The following is a 19,324-nucleotide window of genomic DNA, read 5'->3' as shown; positions in this document are numbered from 1 at the left end:
TACGCGCGAATCGACTTCCGATCGCACCCGTCATGGGTGCGGACTGACTACGCCAGCGTCGCCGCGTCGATGACGAAGCGGTAGCGGACGTCCGAGTTCAGGACGCGCTCGTAGGCCTCGTTGATCTGGTCGGCGCTGATGAGCTCGGTCTCCGGCAGGATCCCCTTCTCGGCGCAGAAGTCGAGCATCTCCTGGGTCTCGCGGATGCCGCCGATGGCCGAACCGGCCCAGCTGCGACGGTGTCCGATGAGCGAGAACGCGGGGACCTCGAGGGGTTCGGCCGGGGCACCGACGTTGACGATCGTGCCGTCGACGGCGAGGAGGCCCAGGTAGGCGCCCATGTCGATCTTCGCCGACACCGTGTTGATGATCAGGTCGAACGAGCTGGCCAGCTGCTCGAAGGTCGCAGCGTCCTTCGTCGCGTAGTGCGCCTTCGCGCCGTAGCGGAGCGAGTCGGCTTCCTTCGACGTGGTCTGCGACAGGACGGTGACCTCGGCGCCCAGGGCGACGGCGATCTTCACGGCCATGTGGCCGAGGCCGCCCATGCCGACGACGGCGACGCGCTTGCCGGGGCCGGCCTTCCAGTGGTGCAGCGGCGAGTAGGTCGTGATGCCGGCGCAGAGCAGCGGCGCGACCTTCTCGATGTCGAGCGACTCGGGGACACGGAGGACGAAGTCCTCGTTCACGACGACGGCCTGCGAGTACCCGCCCTGGGTGATCGAGCCGTCTGCCGGGTCGACGCCGGCGTAGGTCTGGATGTTGCCCTTGAGGCAGTACTGCTCCTCGCCGGCGACGCAGTTCTCGCACTCGCCGCAGGAGTTCACCATGCAGCCGACGCCGACGCGGTCGCCGACCTTGTGCTTCGTGACGTTCTCGCCGACGGACGAGACGTGGCCGACGATCTCGTGACCGACGACCTGCGGGTACTGGATGGGGCCCCACTCGCCGCGGACGGTGTGGATGTCCGAGTGGCAGATGCCGGCGTAGGCGATGTCGATCTCGACGTCGTTCGGGCCGAGGTCACGACGGGTGATCGTGGTCTTGACGAGCGGTTCGGTGGCGGACGGTGCCGCGTACGCGTTGACGGTGCGCAATGGTCTCCTCGTGGGGTTGACGTCGGGCCGCTTCCGGCCCGACGACAATCGTGCCCGCTGGAGCGCTCCCGTGGGGGGTACCGACAGGGCACCCCGGAGGCGGAACACCGAGTGCTCGTCCAGAACACGCACGCCCTTCGACAGCGCCCGATCGGGACCGTACGGTTGCTGTACCGAGTCGAAACGAATCCGTCGTCACGATGCCGTCCGCGTCCTGCGGATCCCTGGCACAGCGGAGCGACCTCGGGAGACACCGGGCCAGTGGCCCACGAAGGGCTGGTCCTGATGACCGCCACATCCGCATCCCTGCCGTCCCACGAGTGGCACCGCCGAGGCCTCCGTTCCCCGTCCGAGATCGCCGCACTCGTCGAGGCGCGCCTCGGGCACCCCGTGCTCGCCGTCGTCGACGAGCCCACCTACGCCGACTTCCTCCGGGCCCCTGCCGCCTGACCCCGGTGCCCGGGCCCGTGCACCGGGCCGGCCGCCGGGCCGTCCGGGCGTTCCGCGAAAGCGACACCCTCCCGCCGAAGTCCCGCGGCAATCTGTCGCTTCCGCGGCACTGACCTCGGGTCAGGCCCGGGCTCTGTCGCTTCCGCGGCACGGACCGCCAGCGCCAGCCGCGCGGGTCAGGCCATGCGAGCCAGGCGCTGCCCCGCGATCCGGGCGAAGCGCAGCGGGGCCTCGAGCGCATCAGACGGTGAACCAGTGGTCTGTGTTGCGATGACCGTCAGGGAAGCACCCGCGTCCCAGTCGTCGAGCGGAGCGTCGATCGCCCCCGCGACGAGCATCCGCCGACATCCTGCAGCGAGCGAGGCCACGACCGAGGGCACCTTGCCCACGGCGCTCTGCCCGTCGTAGCGCCCCTCACCCGTCACCACGACGTCGGCGGTCGCGATCGCACCGGGGAGCCCGAGCACCGAGGCGACCCCGGACGCGCCGCCCACGAGCGTCGCGCCCCACACCAGCAGCCCGAATCCGGCACCTCCCGCGGCACCCGCTCCTGGCGTGGACGGGTCGACGTCCGGGAACCGCGCGGCCCACGCCGCCAGTCGTTCCTCGTGCACGGGAACGCGCGACGGGGCGATGCCCTTCTGCGGACCGAACACCGCCGCAGCACCGGACGGCCCGAGCAGGGGTGATGTGACGTCGGTCAACACCGAGACCCCGAGCGGCGGCAGCGGGCGGAACGACCCGTTGGGGAGGGTCAGCGCGGACAGCAGTCCCTCGCCTCCGTCGGTCGACGCGCTCCCGCCGATGCCGAGCACGAGCCCGGTCGCCCCGGCGTCGAGCGCTGCGGCGATCGCCTGCCCGAAGCCGATCGTCTGCGCGGTGTCCGGCTGCAGCGTCGTCAGTAGCGGGAGCCCGCTCGTCGCCGCGAGCTCGACGACCGCACGTCCGTCGGGCAGCGCCAGCCACGACGCGTCGACGGGGTCGCCAGCCGGCCCCGTCACGGTGATCGGCACGCGGCGGGCATCGGGGAAGGCGGTCGCGAAGGCGTCGAGCGTGCCCTCCCCGCCGTCCGCCATGGGCATGAGCGTGAGAATGTCGTCCGGGCGCTCCGATGCCCACCCCTCGCCGATCGCGGCGGCGACGGCGGCCGCGGTGGCGGTCCCCTTGAACGAGTCAGGAGCGATCACGACGTGCACGCGACCACCGTAGCGGTCGTGTCGCGGAGTCAGGCCAGCGCGAACCGCGGGTGCGGAGCCCCGCCGGTCGCCAGGTCCGCGAGCATCTCCCCGAGGAGCGGCGCGAACTTGAAGCCGTGACCGGAGAAGCCCGTCGCGACGGTGATCGGCCCGCGCCGGTCCATCACGAAGTCGTCGTCGGGGGAGTTGTCGTACAGGCAGCTGATCGGCGAGGGCTCGGTCGGATCGACACCGGGAACGAAGCGCGCGACGTACGCCTGCAGCCGCTCGAGCTCCTCTGGCACCGCGGTGAAGTCCCGCGCGTCCGGGTCGACGACCGGCCCGGTGCCGTGGAACCCGACCTTGACGCCCTCGCCCGGTGTGAGCAGCCCGTAGACGTCACCGCCGTCGAGCGGATAGTGCACGAAGCTCGGCCAGGCGTCGTCCGCCAGGTGGCTGGGGAAGTGGGCAGGCTGCTCCTGGGTGACGCGGATGGCCGGGAGGCTCGCCCCGCGTGCCGCGAGCAGGTCGCCGACCAGCGCGGGAGCCCACGACCCCGTGGCCGCGACCACAGACCGGGTCGTCGTCCGCAGGACCGTTCCGTCTGGCTCGGTGGACGAGACGATGACCGTGTCGCCGTGGTCCTCGATCCCGGTGACCCTGGTGTCGAACCGGAGTTCGGCGAGGCCGGTCCGCTCGGCGAGCGTGAGGAAGACCTCGATCGCGTCGGCGGAACGGATCCGGCCGGCGGTGGCGTGCGCGAGGACGTGCCCCTCGAAGGCGAGACCGGGCCACCGTGCTGCTGCGGCCTCCTGGGTCAGGGTCTCGTGGGGGATGCCGGCGTCGGACAGCGCCGCGGCGATCGCATCGACGACCTCTGGCCGACCGTGGTCGACGGCACCGGTCCGGTCGAGCAGCGTCTCGCCGCTCGCGGTCTCGAGCGCGTCCCATCGTTCGAGTGCGCGCGTGGTGAGCGCGACGTACTCCGGGTCCGCGTACCCCTGCCGGAAGATCCGCGTCGCGCCGTGGGACGAGCCGAGGTGGTGCCCGCGACCGTGCTGCTCGAGGAGCAGGACGCGCTCGCCCCGGGTCGCGAGGGCGTAGGCGGTCGCGGCGCCGACGACCCCGCCGCCGATGACGACGTGGGTGGTGGTCTGGTCCGAGGACATCTCCAGATCGTATGCGCTGGCCGCGACGGCCTCGATATCGTCGAGGACACTGAGACAAGGGTGGAGGGTCCGAAGTGAGCATGCAATCCGCGCTCCGGCGTGCACGACAGGTGGTCGCGGCCACGATGAACCCGGCGATCCCGGCGGACCGGTTCGACTGGGTCGGTCGCGACGGGGCAGTCGACCGCGCGGCGCTGTCGGAGACCCGGGAAGCGATCGAGCTCCTCCTCACCGACCGGGCTGTCCTGCACGTCGGACGGATCAGTGATCTGCCGATCGAAGCGAACAAGCGTCGAGAACTCTCGAACGCCATCGTGCGCACCGCGTTCGATCGGTTGCCGAGCCGGCGCAGCATCAGCGAGGAGACGCTCAACGCGGCACTCGCGATGTTCGTCGAGGACGTCGCGCTCGTCCGCCGCGACGCCGTCGACTCCGGCGTGCTCGTCCGCTCGCAGGATGGTGCCGCCTACCGACTCCAGTCGATGTGACGTCGTGCCGCTAGCTCGGGAAGCTGGCCCCCGCTCAGCGTCCCGCCGATGCTCACCCGACCGTGGCGGGGTCACATCCCGCTGCCGTCGAAGAACGCGGACAGGGCCGGTGCCGTGTCCGCGACGGTGGACACGTTCGCCAGGAGTACCACGCCGAGGAACAGGAGCATGCAGGGGAGCAGGACGCCCCCGACTGTCAGCACGCGTCGGAGCCGCCGATCGGGCTTGGGGGTGCGGGCCCGCCGTGCCCAGAGCGCCACGGTGCCGGCGGCGACCAGCACGATCGCAGCGACCGCGGTCCCGACGAGGGCGGCGTGGTAGAGCCGGAAGTCGTCGACGAGGGCGGTCAGCACCGGGGTCGTCGCCCCGGTAGCGAGCTGGTCGCGGACCTGCGCCACCGGAGCGCTGTCCAGCGGGAGGAAGTTCAGGACCGACGACAGCGGCGCGACCGCACCCTGCACGTTCGCCATCGCCACCAGCAGCACCAGCGGTGCGACCGCAGCGCCGAGCACCCCGACCAGCAGCAGGCCGGTCCGAGGTCCTCTGGAACTCGCACGTGCCCACGCACCCCAGATCCGCCTCCCGACCGGCAGGAGGGCGACCAGGAGTGCGATGGCCGCCGCGGCCTTCACCACGTGGAACACCGACCAGTACGACACCGCTGCGGCGAGCGGGGCGCTCGACGCCCGCCCCGACGCCACCCACTGACCGAACCCGGAGGCGACGTTGCCGGGGAGCTCCGCGACCGATAGGTGTGTCCCCGATGTCCAACCGGCGACGGCGGCCGGCGACAGCACCACGGCGATCACCAACGCCCCCGCCAACGCGAGCCACGCGGCGCCGCGGCGGTCCAGGAGCTTCGTCGTGTCCACCATCGTGATCGCCCTCCAGGTCGTCGGGCACATCCCGATGGCACAACGCTAGGGAGACGGACCACGTGGCCGCGTCCTCCTCGATGACGAAGGCCGACCGTCGGAAGTCATCCTCTGGCGTGACCCGACGGCTGGTCAGCGCACCACGGGCGTTCGCAGCGTGGACCGTGCGGCGACGGCGACGACGAGCTGTGTGGCGACGAGAGCGCCCGCGACGACGGCGATGGCGAGGGTCCGGTCGATCGGCAGCAGCGCGGTGAAGAGGGTGCCGAGGACCGCGACCCCCAGCGCGAGAGCGGTCTGCTGCACCGTGACCATCACGCCGCCGCCGACACCCGCGAGGTGCGACGGGACGTCGGCGAGGACCGTCCCGAAGAGCGCGCCGACGCCGAGGGCCTGCCCGATCCCGGACAGCGCCAACGTCAGCACCACGGCGACTATCGGGGGCCCGTCGGGCGCGGCGATGACGAGCGCTGCGGTCCCCGCGAACCCGATCCCCTGGGTCAGTCCGCCGGCGATGAGCACCCTCCGTCCATGGCGTCGCAGGAGCGCGGGAACGGCGAACGAGGTGCAGACGTAGGCGATCGTGATCGGGGTGACGGCGACACCGGACCACAGCGGGCTGATCCCGAGGAGGTCCTGCGTGGTGAGGGCGAAGACGAACAGGAACGCACTGACTGCCGGGAAGAACACCAGCAGGATCGGGAGTCCTCGCCGCATGGACGGTAGCCGGAGCAGCGACGGCGGGAGCAGCGGCAGTCGCCCGAGACGTTCCGCTCGTGCTTCGACGACGACCAGCGCGGCTGCTGCCGGCGCGACGGCGACGAGGACCACGACGGTCCACACGGGCCAGCCGAGCGAGGGTCCCTCCGCCAACGGGACCAGCAGACAGACGAGCACGACGGCGAGCAGCACGACACCGACGAGGTCGAGCCCCGCGCGGACGGACGACCGGTTCTCCGGGACGGTGCGACGTGTGAGCAGCAACGCCGCGAGGCCGATCGGCAGGTTGACGAGGAACACCGTCCGCCATCCCAGGCCGAGGAGGTCGGCCTGGATGAGCAGCCCACCGACCAGCTGCCCGGCGACCGCGGAGAGTCCGCCGGCGACCGCGTACCGGCTGATGGCGCGAGCACGCGCGGGGCCTTCCAGCACGGTCTGCACCGTGGCGAGCACCCGCGGTGTCAGCAGCGCGGCGGCGGCGCCCTGGGCGAACCGCGCGAGCACCAGCACCGTCGCGGTCGACGCGGTGCCGGCGAGCAGGGAGGTCAGGGCGAACGCGACGAGTCCGATGCCGAACAGGCGGCGTCGTCCGAAGCGGTCGCCGAGCCGGCCACCGAGGACGAGGAACGCGGCGTACGTCACGGCGTACCCGCCGGCGACCAGCTCGAGCGCTCCGGCGGACGCGTGCAGGTCGTGCGCGATGCTCGGCAGCGCGACGTTCGTGATGAACAGGTCGAGGTTGGCGAGGAACGGTCCGACGAGCAGGACCGTCAGTCCGAGCCTGCTGAGCGCCGGGGTGCGCCGCGATGCGGTGTCCTGGGACGTGCCTGAGGTCATGAGAGGAGCGTCGCGCAGGTGCACTGCTGGTACCAGGAGCCTCTTGGTACGGGTACCAGCACCACCAGGACTGAACGGCTCCCCAGGGGCAGGATGAGGTCGTGGACACTCGACTTCGCGAGCTCGGAGCGTTCCTGCGGTCGCGTCGCGGACGGATCCCGCCGCAGGAGATCGGCCTCGCCCCCGGTGGACGTCGGCGCACACCCGGGCTGCGGCGTGAAGAGGTCGCCCAACTCGCCGGCGTCGGCGTCACCTGGTACACGTGGCTCGAGCAAGGGCGTGACATCCACCCGTCCGAGCAGGTGCTGCGGGCCGTCGGTCGCGTGCTCCGACTCGATGACGACGAGCTGGCCTACGTGATGCACCTCGGCGGGTACCGAGTGACGCCCTCGTCACACGGTCGACCACGTGTGGACGACGTGGTGGTGCGGCTGATCGAGCGGCTGTCCCCGGTTCCGGCGTACGTCCAGGACGGCTGCTTCGACGTGGTCGCCCACAACGCGTCCTTCGGGCACCTCGTGACGGACCTCGACGCGCTGCCGACGACGGAGCGGAACACCATGTGGCTGGCGTTCACCGACGCGGACTGGCGTGCCGCGATGCCGGACTGGGAGTCGGTGACCAGACGGATGGTCGCGCAGCTGCGGTCGCAGAGCGAGATCGAACCGCTCGCCGACCGCCGCGCCGCGGTCGTCGCCGGGTTGAGCGCCGCCTCCCCGCGGTTCGTCGAGCTCTGGCATCGACACGACTTGCTGCTGAAAGGAGCGGCATCTCGAGGCCGCTCAAGTGGCTGCTGAAGTTGGCACCGAGAACCACCCCTCAACAGGGGGCGGCGGACCTTCAAAGCCATCGATACTGTCTGTGAATCAGAGAACGTTGAGGGGACACATGCTGCGAGTAGAGGCCGGTACGTCGACGGGGGGCTCCTCGGGCGGTAAATCGCTGCGCGACGAAGAACGAAATATCACCTTCAAATTCCTTGGAACGCTAGCGATGGGGTCGGTATTCGCTTTTGAATTGACATGGAACGAGCGAATCATCCCTGTGAGCGCACGACAGGGGCTAGTCGGAGCCAGCTACGACACGGGTTACATTTTGTACACCGAACCCAATGTTACTGGCAGCGTCGCTTTCTCGAGTACCTATGATACTCCCGCATACGAGTTCACATCTCCTGAAGAAGAACAACAGGCACGCGCAATTGCGACAGAATGCCTAATTGTTTTCGGTGAGATGTTCAACGGGCTTTCTAAATCTGACGGCAAAATTCGCGTTCGCAATGGCGTAGACGAACTCAGCCTTCACGACTTCGGCTACTGATCCGAGCACGCAAACGCGTTCCTAATATTTTCGTCACTTCTTGCTGCACCGACGCATGAGGCATCGGTGATTTTCCCGGGGGCACCTATGTCGACAACCATGACTGCTGCAGACGCGATTGACGCGCTGAACTCATTCCTTGCAACAAACCCAAGCGAGGCCCAGCTCGCCGCGAAGATCAAAGATCTCGCAGATGGGTTGTCCATCGCCCAGGACACGCCCGCTAATCCAGACCGAGTGTGGCTTGCGTATAGTGGCGGCACCTTCCCTGACCCGGATAAGACAGACTTCAGTGGCGTTCCTTACGAATCGGCCATGGAGTTTGCCGCGTCCAACCGTGGTGCCTATGGAATCATCGATAACTCCGAGGTGGGCAAGTTCCTTGGGAGTGCGGACGTATCGAACGCAATCGTTGAGGTCTACGGCTCGTTGTGGACCGATTCGGCGAAGCTGCTGCGCTTCGGCTCGAGCACTGTGGATGAACACGGTAATGTTGTTCCCGACGGGATGTGGGACAAGGCTTCCATGCGTTACGCGGAAGCCGCCTCGGGCGACGTGGTACTTTTCGGGCCAAATGCTCGCGAAGATCGTATTTTCTCGCTCATCGAGCTGCCCACGCTCATGAATAATCCGGCTGTGACGTCCATCAATGGGCATTCCAAGTCCGAGCTTGCTGCTATTGCTAGCGAATGGGAAGCTTCGCATGGGGCAGGTACCGGCAGCGCGGGTATTTTCGAGACTGTTGTCGCTGAATCGAAAATGTTTTACGCCGGGCTGGATTTCAATAAGGCGGTTCCCGGCCATTCTGCAGGCCCACTCTTTGAAGCACTCAAGGCTCAGGTTGAGCAATTCACTGGCCTGCATCTGCCTAGCGGCGCGGCTCCCGTCGGCAGCCCAGTCAGTACGCCGGATGCAAAGCCCGTTTCATTCAGCGATCTACTGAACGGTCTTCTGCATGACGAGACCGGATCGATAACTGTTGAGGCTTTGAATCTGGGTAGCGTTGCTCGGATCCTCAAGGGTGTGGGCGTTGTCGGCGGTGCCGCTGCTGTGGTGTGGGACGTGTTCGCCACAGCTCACGAAGTGGCCGAGCGGTTCCAGGCTGGCGATCGCGACGGTGCTCTCGACTTGATCGGCGAGTATTCTGCACGCAACGTCGGCGGTATTCTTGGCGGAATTGCGGGTGAGATGCTCGCATCCGCGGCAATCGGCCTTATGCTCGCGGCTTTCGAGCTCACGCCAGTTGGCTGGGCAGTTACGCTCGGCGTATTCATCGGTGCCGGGATCGGGGCGTTGGTCGGGTCGCAGATCGGTGAGGACCTCTACGAGAGCTTCTCCGATTTGATGAATGCGTTGTTTAGCGGGGATTTGTCGGACTGGTTAAACGGGGCTGGCCCGTTCTACACGCGTCCGATCGATCCGCTGGTACTTGACCTCGACGGCGATGGTCTCGATGTCATCGACTTGGCCCACTCGAACGCACACTTCGACCTCAACGACAACGGCCTCGCCGAGAAGACCGCTTGGATCGGATCTGATGACGGCTTCCTCGCGCTGGACAGCAATGGCAACGGCCGCATCGATGGCATCAACGAGCTCTTCGGCAACGAAACCACCGACGGCTTCCAGGTCCTTGCAAAGTACGACGACAACAAAGACGGCGTCATCGACGCCAACGACGCCATTTACGACCAGCTCAAGGTCTGGCGCGACCTCGACGGCGACGGTGTCACGGACGTCGGTGAACTCACGTCGCTTCGTGATGCGGGCGTGGCCAGCATCAATTTGCAAACCTCCCGCACCGGTGAATGGGTCAACGGTAACCTTTCAACCGAGTCCGCCACCTACACCAAAGCAGACGGCACCGCCGGCAAGATCGCTGACATCTGGTTCCAGAACGACCAAGTCCACACCGTCGACCCCAACGCCGACACCACCCCGGTCAGCGCCACCGCGAAGCAGCTTCCCCACCTCACCGGGTTCGGCACGGTCCTTGACCTCTCCCATGCCCTCGATGCGAATCCCGCATTGATGGCAGCGCTGACCGGTATCGTCACCGGATCCAGTACCGCCAGCGTGCAAGAGATCTACACCCAGGTCGAGCAGTTCCTGCTCACCTGGGCTGGTGCAGACACCGCTACCCCAGGAACCCGCGGCGACATGGACGCCGTTCACGCAGCGTTCCTCGAAGCAGTACACGGCACCACCTACCTCAACCAGGCGAAGGGCGCCATCACCGGCAACTCCGCGACGGCACTCGAGACCTACTACCAGTCCGTGATGCACACCTTCGTCGAACGTCTCGCCGCACAGCTGCCCGCGTCAGCCGCCGCCCTCGCACACGACTCCACCCTGATCGACGCCCACCCCCTCGCCGTCCTCAGCGCTGCCCTGTTCGACCAGCAGTTCGCCACGGCCGGTGTCCCCGCGCTGATCCTCGAGCACACACTCACCAAGCTGCTCACCGACATCCCCGCCACAATCACCAGCAGCACTCAAATCGCCGATGTCCTCCACGTCTTCGAAACACTGCAGACGTTCGCACCAGCGATGACCAGCGGCGGCACCACCCTCACCGACCGCATCCTCACCGCAATCGAGCAGCATCCCCTCGACACCGGCACCGCAGCCCTCATCACCGCCCTCAAAAACGGTGCACACCTCGTCACCGGCGGAACCGGCAACGACACCATTACCGCGCACGGCAACACCCCAGACCTCATCATCGGCGGCACCGGCAACGACCACATCAACGGCGGTGACGGCAACGACACCTACCTCTGGAACCCCGGAGACGGCCACGACACCATCGCCGACACCGGCAACACCACCAACGACACCCTCAACATCAACGGCGTTACCCCCGACCAAATCACCATCGAACGATTCGCCAACGGCGACATCACCATCCACATCAACACCCCCGACCCCACCAACGCCGGCTCCATCACCCTCGCCCACAGCACCAACTACGGCACTGGCATCGAAACCCTCAACATCAACGGCACCACCTACCCCATCAACACCACCGCTTTCAACGACGTCATTCATGGTGGTGCTGGGGATGACACGATCAGTGACTCCTCTGGCATCAACGTGATCGATGGTGGTGCCGGCAACGACAGCATCAACGGGTCGGGAACGCTGATGGGTGGTGCCGGCAACGACACCATTCGCGGTTACGACGGTGATGACACACTCATCGGCGGCACCGGGGACGATCTACTCCATGGTGGTAACGGGAACGACACGTATGTCTGGTCCCATGGCGACGGCAACGACACCATCACTGATACCTACTACTACGAGACCTCGGGGACCGACAAGGTCGTGCTCCATGGTGTCCGGCCTGACCAGGTTCGCACGGTGGTGTATTCCTCTGACCAGAGCTCCGTGGTTCTGGTGATCGAAGAGTCTGCTCCCGGGGCTGGTGATGGTGGCACCATCACCATGAACGACACGTTCGGTTCGAACGGCTCCGATCGCGGCATCGATTTCGTCGTGTTCGATGACGGCACCACCTGGAGCCGCACGCAGTTGCAGGACTCCCCGATCATCGGTGGTGATGGCAACGACAGCATCAGCGGCGGATCTGGCGACAACGTCATTCATGGTGGTGCTGGGGATGACACGATCAGTGACTCCTCTGGCATCAACGTGATCGATGGTGGTGCCGGCAACGACAGCATCAACGGGTCGGGAACGCTGATGGGTGGTGCCGGCAACGACACCATTCGCGGTTACGACGGTGATGACACACTCATCGGCGGCACCGGGGACGATCTACTCCATGGTGGTAACGGGAACGACACGTATGTCTGGTCCCATGGCGACGGCAACGACACCATCACTGATACCTACTACTACGAGACCTCGGGGACCGACAAGGTCGTGCTCCATGGTGTCCGGCCTGACCAGGTTCGCACGGTGGTGTATTCCTCTGACCAGAGCTCCGTGGTTCTGGTGATCGAAGAGTCTGCTCCCGGGGCTGGTGATGGTGGCACCATCACCATGAACGACACGTTCGGTTCGAACGGCTCCGATCGCGGCATCGATTTCGTCGTGTTCGATGACGGCACCACCTGGAGCCGCACGCAGTTGCAGGACTCCCCGATCATCGGTGGTGATGGCAACGACAGCATCAGCGGCGGATCTGGCGACAACGTCATTCATGGTGGTGCTGGGGATGACACGATCAGTGACTCCTCTGGCATCAACGTGATCGATGGTGGTGCCGGCAACGACAGCATCAACGGGTCGGGAACGCTGATGGGTGGTGCCGGCAACGACACCATTCGCGGTTACGACGGTGATGACACACTCATCGGCGGCACCGGGGACGATCTACTCCATGGTGGTAACGGGAACGACACGTATGTCTGGTCCCATGGCGACGGCAACGACACCATCACTGATACCTACTACTACGAGACCTCGGGGACCGACAAGGTCGTGCTCCATGGTGTCCGGCCTGACCAGGTTCGCACGGTGGTGTATTCCTCTGACCAGAGCTCCGTGGTTCTGGTGATCGAAGAGTCTGCTCCCGGGGCTGGTGATGGTGGCACCATCACCATGAACGACACGTTCGGTTCGAACGGCTCCGATCGCGGCATCGATTTCGTCGTGTTCGATGACGGCACCACCTGGAGCCGCACGCAGTTGCAGGACTCCCCGATCATCGGTGGTGATGGCAACGACAGCATCAGCGGCGGATCTGGCGACAACGTCATTCATGGTGGTGCTGGGGATGACACGATCAGTGACTCCTCTGGCATCAACGTGATCGATGGTGGTGCCGGCAACGACAGCATCAACGGGTCGGGAACGCTGATGGGTGGTGCCGGCAACGACACCATTCGCGGTTACGACGGTGATGACACACTCATCGGCGGCACCGGGGACGATCTACTCCATGGTGGTAACGGGAACGACACGTATGTCTGGTCCCATGGCGACGGCAACGACACCATCACTGATACCTACTACTACGAGACCTCGGGGACCGACAAGGTCGTGCTCCATGGTGTCCGGCCTGACCAGGTTCGCACGGTGGTGTATTCCTCTGACCAGAGCTCCGTGGTTCTGGTGATCGAAGAGTCTGCTCCCGGGGCTGGTGATGGTGGCACCATCACCATGAACGACACGTTCGGTTCGAACGGCTCCGATCGCGGCATCGATTTCGTCGTGTTCGATGACGGCACCACCTGGAGCCGCACGCAGTTGCAGGACTCCCCGATCATCGGTGGTGATGGCAACGACAGCATCAGCGGCGGATCTGGCGACAACGTCATTCATGGTGGTGCTGGGGATGACACGATCAGTGACTCCTCTGGCATCAACGTGATCGATGGTGGTGCCGGCAACGACAGCATCAACGGGTCGGGAACGCTGATGGGTGGTGCCGGCAACGACACCATTCGCGGTTACGACGGTGATGACACACTCATCGGCGGCACCGGGGACGATCTACTCCATGGTGGTAACGGGAACGACACGTATGTCTGGTCCCATGGCGACGGCAACGACACCATCACTGATACCTACTACTACGAGACCTCGGGGACCGACAAGGTCGTGCTCCATGGTGTCCGGCCTGACCAGGTTCGCACGGTGGTGTATTCCTCTGACCAGAGCTCCGTGGTTCTGGTGATCGAAGAGTCTGCTCCCGGGGCTGGTGATGGTGGCACCATCACCATGAACGACACGTTCGGTTCGAACGGCTCCGATCGCGGCATCGATTTCGTCGTGTTCGATGACGGCACCACCTGGAGCCGCACGCAGTTGCAGGACTCCCCGATCATCGGTGGTGATGGCAACGACAGCATCAGCGGCGGATCTGGCGACAACGTCATTCATGGTGGTGCTGGGGATGACACGATCAGTGACTCCTCTGGCATCAACGTGATCGATGGTGGTGCCGGCAACGACAGCATCAACGGGTCGGGAACGCTGATGGGTGGTGCCGGCAACGACACCATTCGCGGTTACGACGGTGATGACACACTCATCGGCGGCACCGGGGACGATCTACTCCATGGTGGTAACGGGAACGACACGTATGTCTGGTCCCATGGCGACGGCAACGACACCATCACTGATACCTACTACTACGAGACCTCGGGGACCGACAAGGTCGTGCTCCATGGTGTCCGGCCTGACCAGGTTCGCACGGTGGTGTATTCCTCTGACCAGAGCTCCGTGGTTCTGGTGATCGAAGAGTCTGCTCCCGGGGCTGGTGATGGTGGCACCATCACCATGAACGACACGTTCGGTTCGAACGGCTCCGATCGCGGCATCGATTTCGTCGTGTTCGATGACGGCACCACCTGGAGCCGCACGCAGTTGCAGGACTCCCCGATCATCGGTGGTGATGGCAACGACAGCATCAGCGGCGGATCTGGCGACAACGTCATTCATGGTGGTGCTGGGGATGACACGATCAGTGACTCCTCTGGCATCAACGTGATCGATGGTGGTGCCGGCAACGACAGCATCAACGGGTCGGGAACGCTGATGGGTGGTGCCGGCAACGACACCATTCGCGGTTACGACGGTGATGACACACTCATCGGCGGCACCGGGGACGATCTACTCCATGGTGGTAACGGGAACGACACGTATGTCTGGTCCCATGGCGACGGCAACGACACCATCACTGATACCTACTACTACGAGACCTCGGGGACCGACAAGGTCGTGCTCCATGGTGTCCGGCCTGACCAGGTTCGCACGGTGGTGTATTCCTCTGACCAGAGCTCCGTGGTTCTGGTGATCGAAGAGTCTGCTCCCGGGGCTGGTGATGGTGGCACCATCACCATGAACGACACGTTCGGTTCGAACGGCTCCGATCGCGGCATCGATTTCGTCGTGTTCGATGACGGCACCACCTGGAGCCGCACGCAGTTGCAGGACTCCCCGATCATCGGTGGTGATGGCAACGACAGCATCAGCGGCGGATCTGGCGACAACGTCATTCATGGTGGTGCTGGGGATGACACGATCAGTGACTCCTCTGGCATCAACGTGATCGATGGTGGTGCCGGCAACGACAGCATCAACGGGTCGGGAACGCTGATGGGTGGTGCCGGCAACGACACCATTCGCGGTTACGACGGTGATGACACACTCATCGGCGGCACCGGGGACGATCTACTCCATGGTGGTAACGGGAACGACACGTATGTCTGGTCCCATGGCGACGGCAACGACACCATCACTGATACCTACTACTACGAGACCTCGGGGACCGACAAGGTCGTGCTCCATGGTGTCCGGCCTGACCAGGTTCGCACGGTGGTGTATTCCTCTGACCAGAGCTCCGTGGTTCTGGTGATCGAAGAGTCTGCTCCCGGGGCTGGTGATGGTGGCACCATCACCATGAACGACACGTTCGGTTCGAACGGCTCCGATCGCGGCATCGATTTCGTCGTGTTCGATGACGGCACCACCTGGAGCCGCACGCAGTTGCAGGACTCCCCGATCATCGGTGGTGATGGCAACGACAGCATCAGCGGCGGATCTGGCGACAACGTCATTCATGGTGGTGCTGGGGATGACACGATCAGTGACTCCTCTGGCATCAACGTGATCGATGGTGGTGCCGGCAACGACAGCATCAACGGGTCGGGAACGCTGATGGGTGGTGCCGGCAACGACACCATTCGCGGTTACGACGGTGATGACACACTCATCGGCGGCACCGGGGACGATCTACTCCATGGTGGTAACGGGAACGACACGTATGTCTGGTCCCATGGCGACGGCAACGACACCATCACTGATACCTACTACTACGAGACCTCGGGGACCGACAAGGTCGTGCTCCATGGTGTCCGGCCTGACCAGGTTCGCACGGTGGTGTATTCCTCTGACCAGAGCTCCGTGGTTCTGGTGATCGAAGAGTCTGCTCCCGGGGCTGGTGATGGTGGCACCATCACCATGAACGACACGTTCGGTTCGAACGGCTCCGATCGCGGCATCGATTTCGTCGTGTTCGATGACGGCACCACCTGGAGCCGCACGCAGTTGCAGGACTCCCCGATCATCGGTGGTGATGGCAACGACAGCATCAGCGGCGGATCTGGCGACAACGTCATTCATGGTGGTGCTGGGGATGACACGATCAGTGACTCCTCTGGCATCAACGTGATCGATGGTGGTGCCGGCAACGACAGCATCAACGGGTCGGGAACGCTGATGGGTGGTGCCGGCAACGACACCATTCGCGGTTACGACGGTGATGACACACTCATCGGCGGCACCGGGGACGATCTACTCCATGGTGGTAACGGGAACGACACGTATGTCTGGTCCCATGGCGACGGCAACGACACCATCACTGATACCTACTACTACGAGACCTCGGGGACCGACAAGGTCGTGCTCCATGGTGTCCGGCCTGACCAGGTTCGCACGGTGGTGTATTCCTCTGACCAGAGCTCCGTGGTTCTGGTGATCGAAGAGTCTGCTCCCGGGGCTGGTGATGGTGGCACCATCACCATGAACGACACGTTCGGTTCGAACGGCTCCGATCGCGGCATCGATTTCGTCGTGTTCGATGACGGCACCACCTGGAGCCGCACGCAGTTGCAGGACTCCCCGATCATCGGTGGTGATGGCAACGACAGCATCAGCGGCGGATCTGGCGACAACGTCATTCATGGTGGTGCTGGGGATGACACGATCAGTGACTCCTCTGGCATCAACGTGATCGATGGTGGTGCCGGCAACGACAGCATCAACGGGTCGGGAACGCTGATGGGTGGTGCCGGCAACGACACCATTCGCGGTTACGACGGTGATGACACACTCATCGGCGGCACCGGGGACGACTACCTCGAGGGTGGCTACGGGAACGACACGTATGTCTGGTCTCGTGGTGATGGCAACGATGAGATCTACGAGCCCGGTAGCTACGGTGATTCCGGGTTGGACACGCTTGTGCTGCATGGTGTTACCGCGGCGGAGGTGCAGCGTGTTCTGTCCTCGAGTGCGCAGAACACCATCCAGCTGGTAATTGGCGAGTCCGCTCCCGGGGCTGGTGATGGTGGGACCATCACGCTCGATTACACGGCGACTGATGGTGGCAGCTCCCACCGTGGTGTGGAGTCGGTCGTGTTCGATGACGGCATCGTGTGGGACCGCGGCTTGCTGCTTGAGACACCGGTTATGGGCACTGGCGGTAACGACAACTTCAGTGATCAGAACGACGGCGGTCACACGCTCGATGGTGGTGCTGGGAATGACGTCCTCTACGGCTACTCCGGTGACGACACGATGATCGGTGGTGCCGGCAACGACCAGCTGAATGGCGGTGACGGTGATGACATCCTCATCGGCGGCGCCGGGGACGACTACCTCGAGGGTGGCTACGGGAACGACACGTATGTCTGGTCTCGTGGTGATGGCAACGATGAGATCTACGAGCCCGGTAGCTACGGTGATTCCGGGTTGGACACGCTTGTGCTGCATGGTGTTACCGCGGCGGAGGTGCAGCGTGTTCTGTCCTCGAGTGCGCAGAACACCATCCAGCTGGTAATTGGCGAGTCCGCTCCCGGGGCTGGTGATGGTGGGACCATCACGCTCGATTACACGGCGACTGATGGTGGCAGCTCCCACCGTGGTGTGGAGTCGGTCGTGTTCGATGACGGCATCGTGTGGGACCGCGGCTTGCTGCTTGAGACACCGGTTATGGGCACTGGCGGTAACGACAACTTCAGTGATCAGAACGACGGCGGTCACACGCTCGATGGTGGTGCTGGGAATGACGTCCTCTACGGCTACTCCGGTGACGACACGATGATCGGTGGTGCCGGCAACGACCAGCTGAATGGCGGTGACGGTGATGACATCCTCATCGGCGGCGCCGGGGACGACTACCTCGAGGGTGGCTACGGGAACGACACGTATGTCTGGTCTCGTGGTGATGGCAACGATGAGATCTACGAGCCCGGTAGCTACGGTGATTCCGGGTTGGACACGCTTGTGCTGCATGGTGTTACCGCGGCGGAGGTGCAGCGTGTTCTGTCCTCGAGTGCGCAGAACACCATCCAGCTGGTAATTGGCGAGTCCGCTCCCGGGGCTGGTGATGGTGGGACCATCACGCTCGATTACACGGCGACTGATGGTGGCAGCTCCCACCGTGGTGTGGAGTCGGTCGTGTTCGATGACGGCATCGTGTGGGACCGCGGCTTGCTGCTTGAGACACCGGTTATGGGCACTGGCGGTAACGACAACTTCAGTGATCAGAACGACGGCGGTCACACGCTCGATGGTGGTGCTGGGAATGACGTCCTCTACGGCTACTCCGGTGACGACACGATGATCGGTGGTGCCGGCAACGACCAGCTGAATGGCGGTGACGGTGATGACATCCTCATCGGCGGCGCCGGGGACGACTACCTCGAGGGTGGCTACGGGAACGACACGTATGTCTGGTCTCGTGGTGATGGCAACGATGAGATCTACGAGCCCGGTAGCTACGGTGATTCCGGGTTGGACACGCTTGTGCTGCATGGTGTTACCGCGGCGGAGGTGCAGCGTGTTCTGTCCTCGAGTGCGCAGAACACCATCCAGCTGGTAATTGGCGAGTCCGCTCCCGGGGCTGGTGATGGTGGGACCATCACGCTCGATTACACGGCGACTGATGGTGGCAGCTCCCACCGTGGTGTGGAGTCGGTCGTGTTCGATGACGGCATCGTGTGGGACCGCGGCTTGCTGCTTGAGACACCGGTTATGGGCACTGGCGGTAACGACAACTTCAGTGATCAGAACGACGGCGGTCACACGCTCGATGGTGGTGCTGGGAATGACGTCCTCTACGGCTACTCCGGTGACGACACGATGATCGGTGGTGCCGGCAACGACCAGCTGAATGGCGGTGACGGTGATGACATCCTCATCGGCGGCGCCGGGGACGACATCCTCACCGGCGGCGCCGGGAACGACACGTTCGTGTTCGAGTTGGCTTCGGGTAACGATCGGATCACCGACTTCGCTTCTGCTGCATCAGGTGGGTTCGATGTCATCGATCTCACCGCATGGCAGGAGCTCACGTTTGACGACCTGATCGCTCAAGCAGAAGACACGAGCAACGGAGTGGTGCTCCACCTTGACCCGGACAACTCCCTCACGCTCGACGGAGTCCACCTGAGCACCCTCCTCAACGACGACTTCCGGATGATTTGAGCAATAGGG

General features: G+C 64.6%; 10 protein-coding genes. 5 read left to right on the top strand and 5 right to left on the bottom strand.

Annotated elements, in window-relative coordinates; translation table 11 throughout:
• Window positions 1–47: 47 nt before the first annotated feature.
• Entirely contained in the window at window positions 48–1,094 is a 1,047-nt protein-coding gene (locus ACEN9V_RS09395) for an NAD(P)-dependent alcohol dehydrogenase (protein WP_413600076.1), read from the bottom strand.
• A 285-nt stretch (window positions 1,095–1,379) separates the two neighbouring features.
• Between ACEN9V_RS09395 and ACEN9V_RS09390 the strand changes: the two genes are divergently transcribed.
• A complete protein-coding gene (locus tag ACEN9V_RS09390) occupies window positions 1,380–1,544 on the top strand; it encodes a hypothetical protein (RefSeq protein WP_281266723.1) in 165 nt (54 codons plus the stop codon).
• Window positions 1,545–1,720: 176 nt separating this feature from the next.
• Here the strand turns inward: ACEN9V_RS09390 and ACEN9V_RS09385 are convergent, their stop codons facing one another.
• A complete protein-coding gene (locus ACEN9V_RS09385) occupies window positions 1,721–2,740 on the bottom strand; it encodes a glycerate kinase (RefSeq protein WP_413600075.1) in 1,020 nt (339 codons plus the stop codon).
• Between the two features lie 29 nt (window positions 2,741–2,769).
• Window positions 2,770–3,888 carry an FAD-dependent oxidoreductase gene (locus ACEN9V_RS09380; RefSeq protein WP_413600074.1) on the bottom strand — a complete coding sequence of 373 codons (1,119 nt, stop codon included), beginning with the start codon at window positions 3,886–3,888 and terminating at the stop codon, window positions 2,770–2,772.
• Window positions 3,889–3,968: 80 nt separating this feature from the next.
• On the opposite strand from ACEN9V_RS09380, the gene ACEN9V_RS09375 reads away from it, so the two are divergent.
• Window positions 3,969–4,376 (top strand): DUF2087 domain-containing protein, encoded by a 408-nt coding sequence (locus ACEN9V_RS09375; protein ID WP_413603047.1) that lies wholly within the window; start codon window positions 3,969–3,971, stop codon window positions 4,374–4,376.
• A gap of 71 nt (window positions 4,377–4,447) precedes the next feature.
• On the opposite strand, the gene ACEN9V_RS09370 is transcribed toward ACEN9V_RS09375, so the two are convergent.
• Both ACEN9V_RS09370 and ACEN9V_RS09365 read right to left on the bottom strand, forming a co-directional pair.
• Window positions 4,448–5,251, bottom strand: a complete 804-nt coding sequence (locus tag ACEN9V_RS09370; RefSeq protein WP_413600073.1) for a hypothetical protein — start codon at window positions 5,249–5,251, stop codon at window positions 4,448–4,450.
• A 132-nt stretch (window positions 5,252–5,383) separates the two neighbouring features.
• Window positions 5,384–6,808 (bottom strand): MFS transporter, encoded by a 1,425-nt coding sequence (locus ACEN9V_RS09365; RefSeq protein ID WP_413600072.1) that lies wholly within the window; start codon window positions 6,806–6,808, stop codon window positions 5,384–5,386.
• A 101-nt stretch (window positions 6,809–6,909) separates the two neighbouring features.
• Here ACEN9V_RS09365 and ACEN9V_RS09360 point away from each other — a divergent pair, with 101 nt between their 5' ends.
• The 3 genes from ACEN9V_RS09360 (at window position 6,910) to ACEN9V_RS09350 (ending at window position 19,315) form a co-directional block, all read left to right on the top strand.
• Window positions 6,910–7,605, top strand: a complete 696-nt coding sequence (locus ACEN9V_RS09360; protein WP_413600071.1) for a helix-turn-helix transcriptional regulator — start codon at window positions 6,910–6,912, stop codon at window positions 7,603–7,605.
• Window positions 7,606–7,696: 91 nt separating this feature from the next.
• Window positions 7,697–8,128 carry a hypothetical protein gene (locus ACEN9V_RS09355; protein ID WP_413600070.1) on the top strand — a complete coding sequence of 144 codons (432 nt, stop codon included), beginning with the start codon at window positions 7,697–7,699 and terminating at the stop codon, window positions 8,126–8,128.
• 99 nt (window positions 8,129–8,227) lie between these two features.
• On the top strand, window positions 8,228–19,315 hold the full coding sequence (locus ACEN9V_RS09350; RefSeq protein ID WP_413603017.1) for a hypothetical protein: 11,088 nt from the start codon (window positions 8,228–8,230) through the stop codon (window positions 19,313–19,315).
• Window positions 19,316–19,324 lie beyond the last annotated feature (9 nt).

Source organism: Curtobacterium sp. Curtsp57 (genome assembly GCF_047324335.1).
GTDB lineage: Bacteria > Actinomycetota > Actinomycetes > Actinomycetales > Microbacteriaceae > Curtobacterium.
The sequence above is the reverse complement of the archived record's forward strand: the minus strand, read 5'-3'. Positions and strand labels throughout refer to the sequence as shown.

Excerpts from the sequence above, each read along its gene's own strand:
- ACEN9V_RS09390 (WP_281266723.1), top strand. The coding sequence starts at position 1,380 with ATGACCGCCACATCCGCATCCCTGCCGTCCCACGAGTGGCACCGCCGA.
- ACEN9V_RS09380 (WP_413600074.1), bottom strand. The coding sequence starts at position 3,888 with ATGTCCTCGGACCAGACCACCACCCACGTCGTCATCGGCGGCGGGGTC.
- ACEN9V_RS09375 (WP_413603047.1), top strand. The coding sequence starts at position 3,969 with ATGCAATCCGCGCTCCGGCGTGCACGACAGGTGGTCGCGGCCACGATG.
- ACEN9V_RS09370 (WP_413600073.1), bottom strand. The coding sequence starts at position 5,251 with ATGGTGGACACGACGAAGCTCCTGGACCGCCGCGGCGCCGCGTGGCTC.
- ACEN9V_RS09365 (WP_413600072.1), bottom strand. The coding sequence starts at position 6,808 with ATGACCTCAGGCACGTCCCAGGACACCGCATCGCGGCGCACCCCGGCG.
- ACEN9V_RS09355 (WP_413600070.1), top strand. The coding sequence starts at position 7,697 with ATGCTGCGAGTAGAGGCCGGTACGTCGACGGGGGGCTCCTCGGGCGGT.
- ACEN9V_RS09350 (WP_413603017.1), top strand. The coding sequence starts at position 8,228 with ATGACTGCTGCAGACGCGATTGACGCGCTGAACTCATTCCTTGCAACA.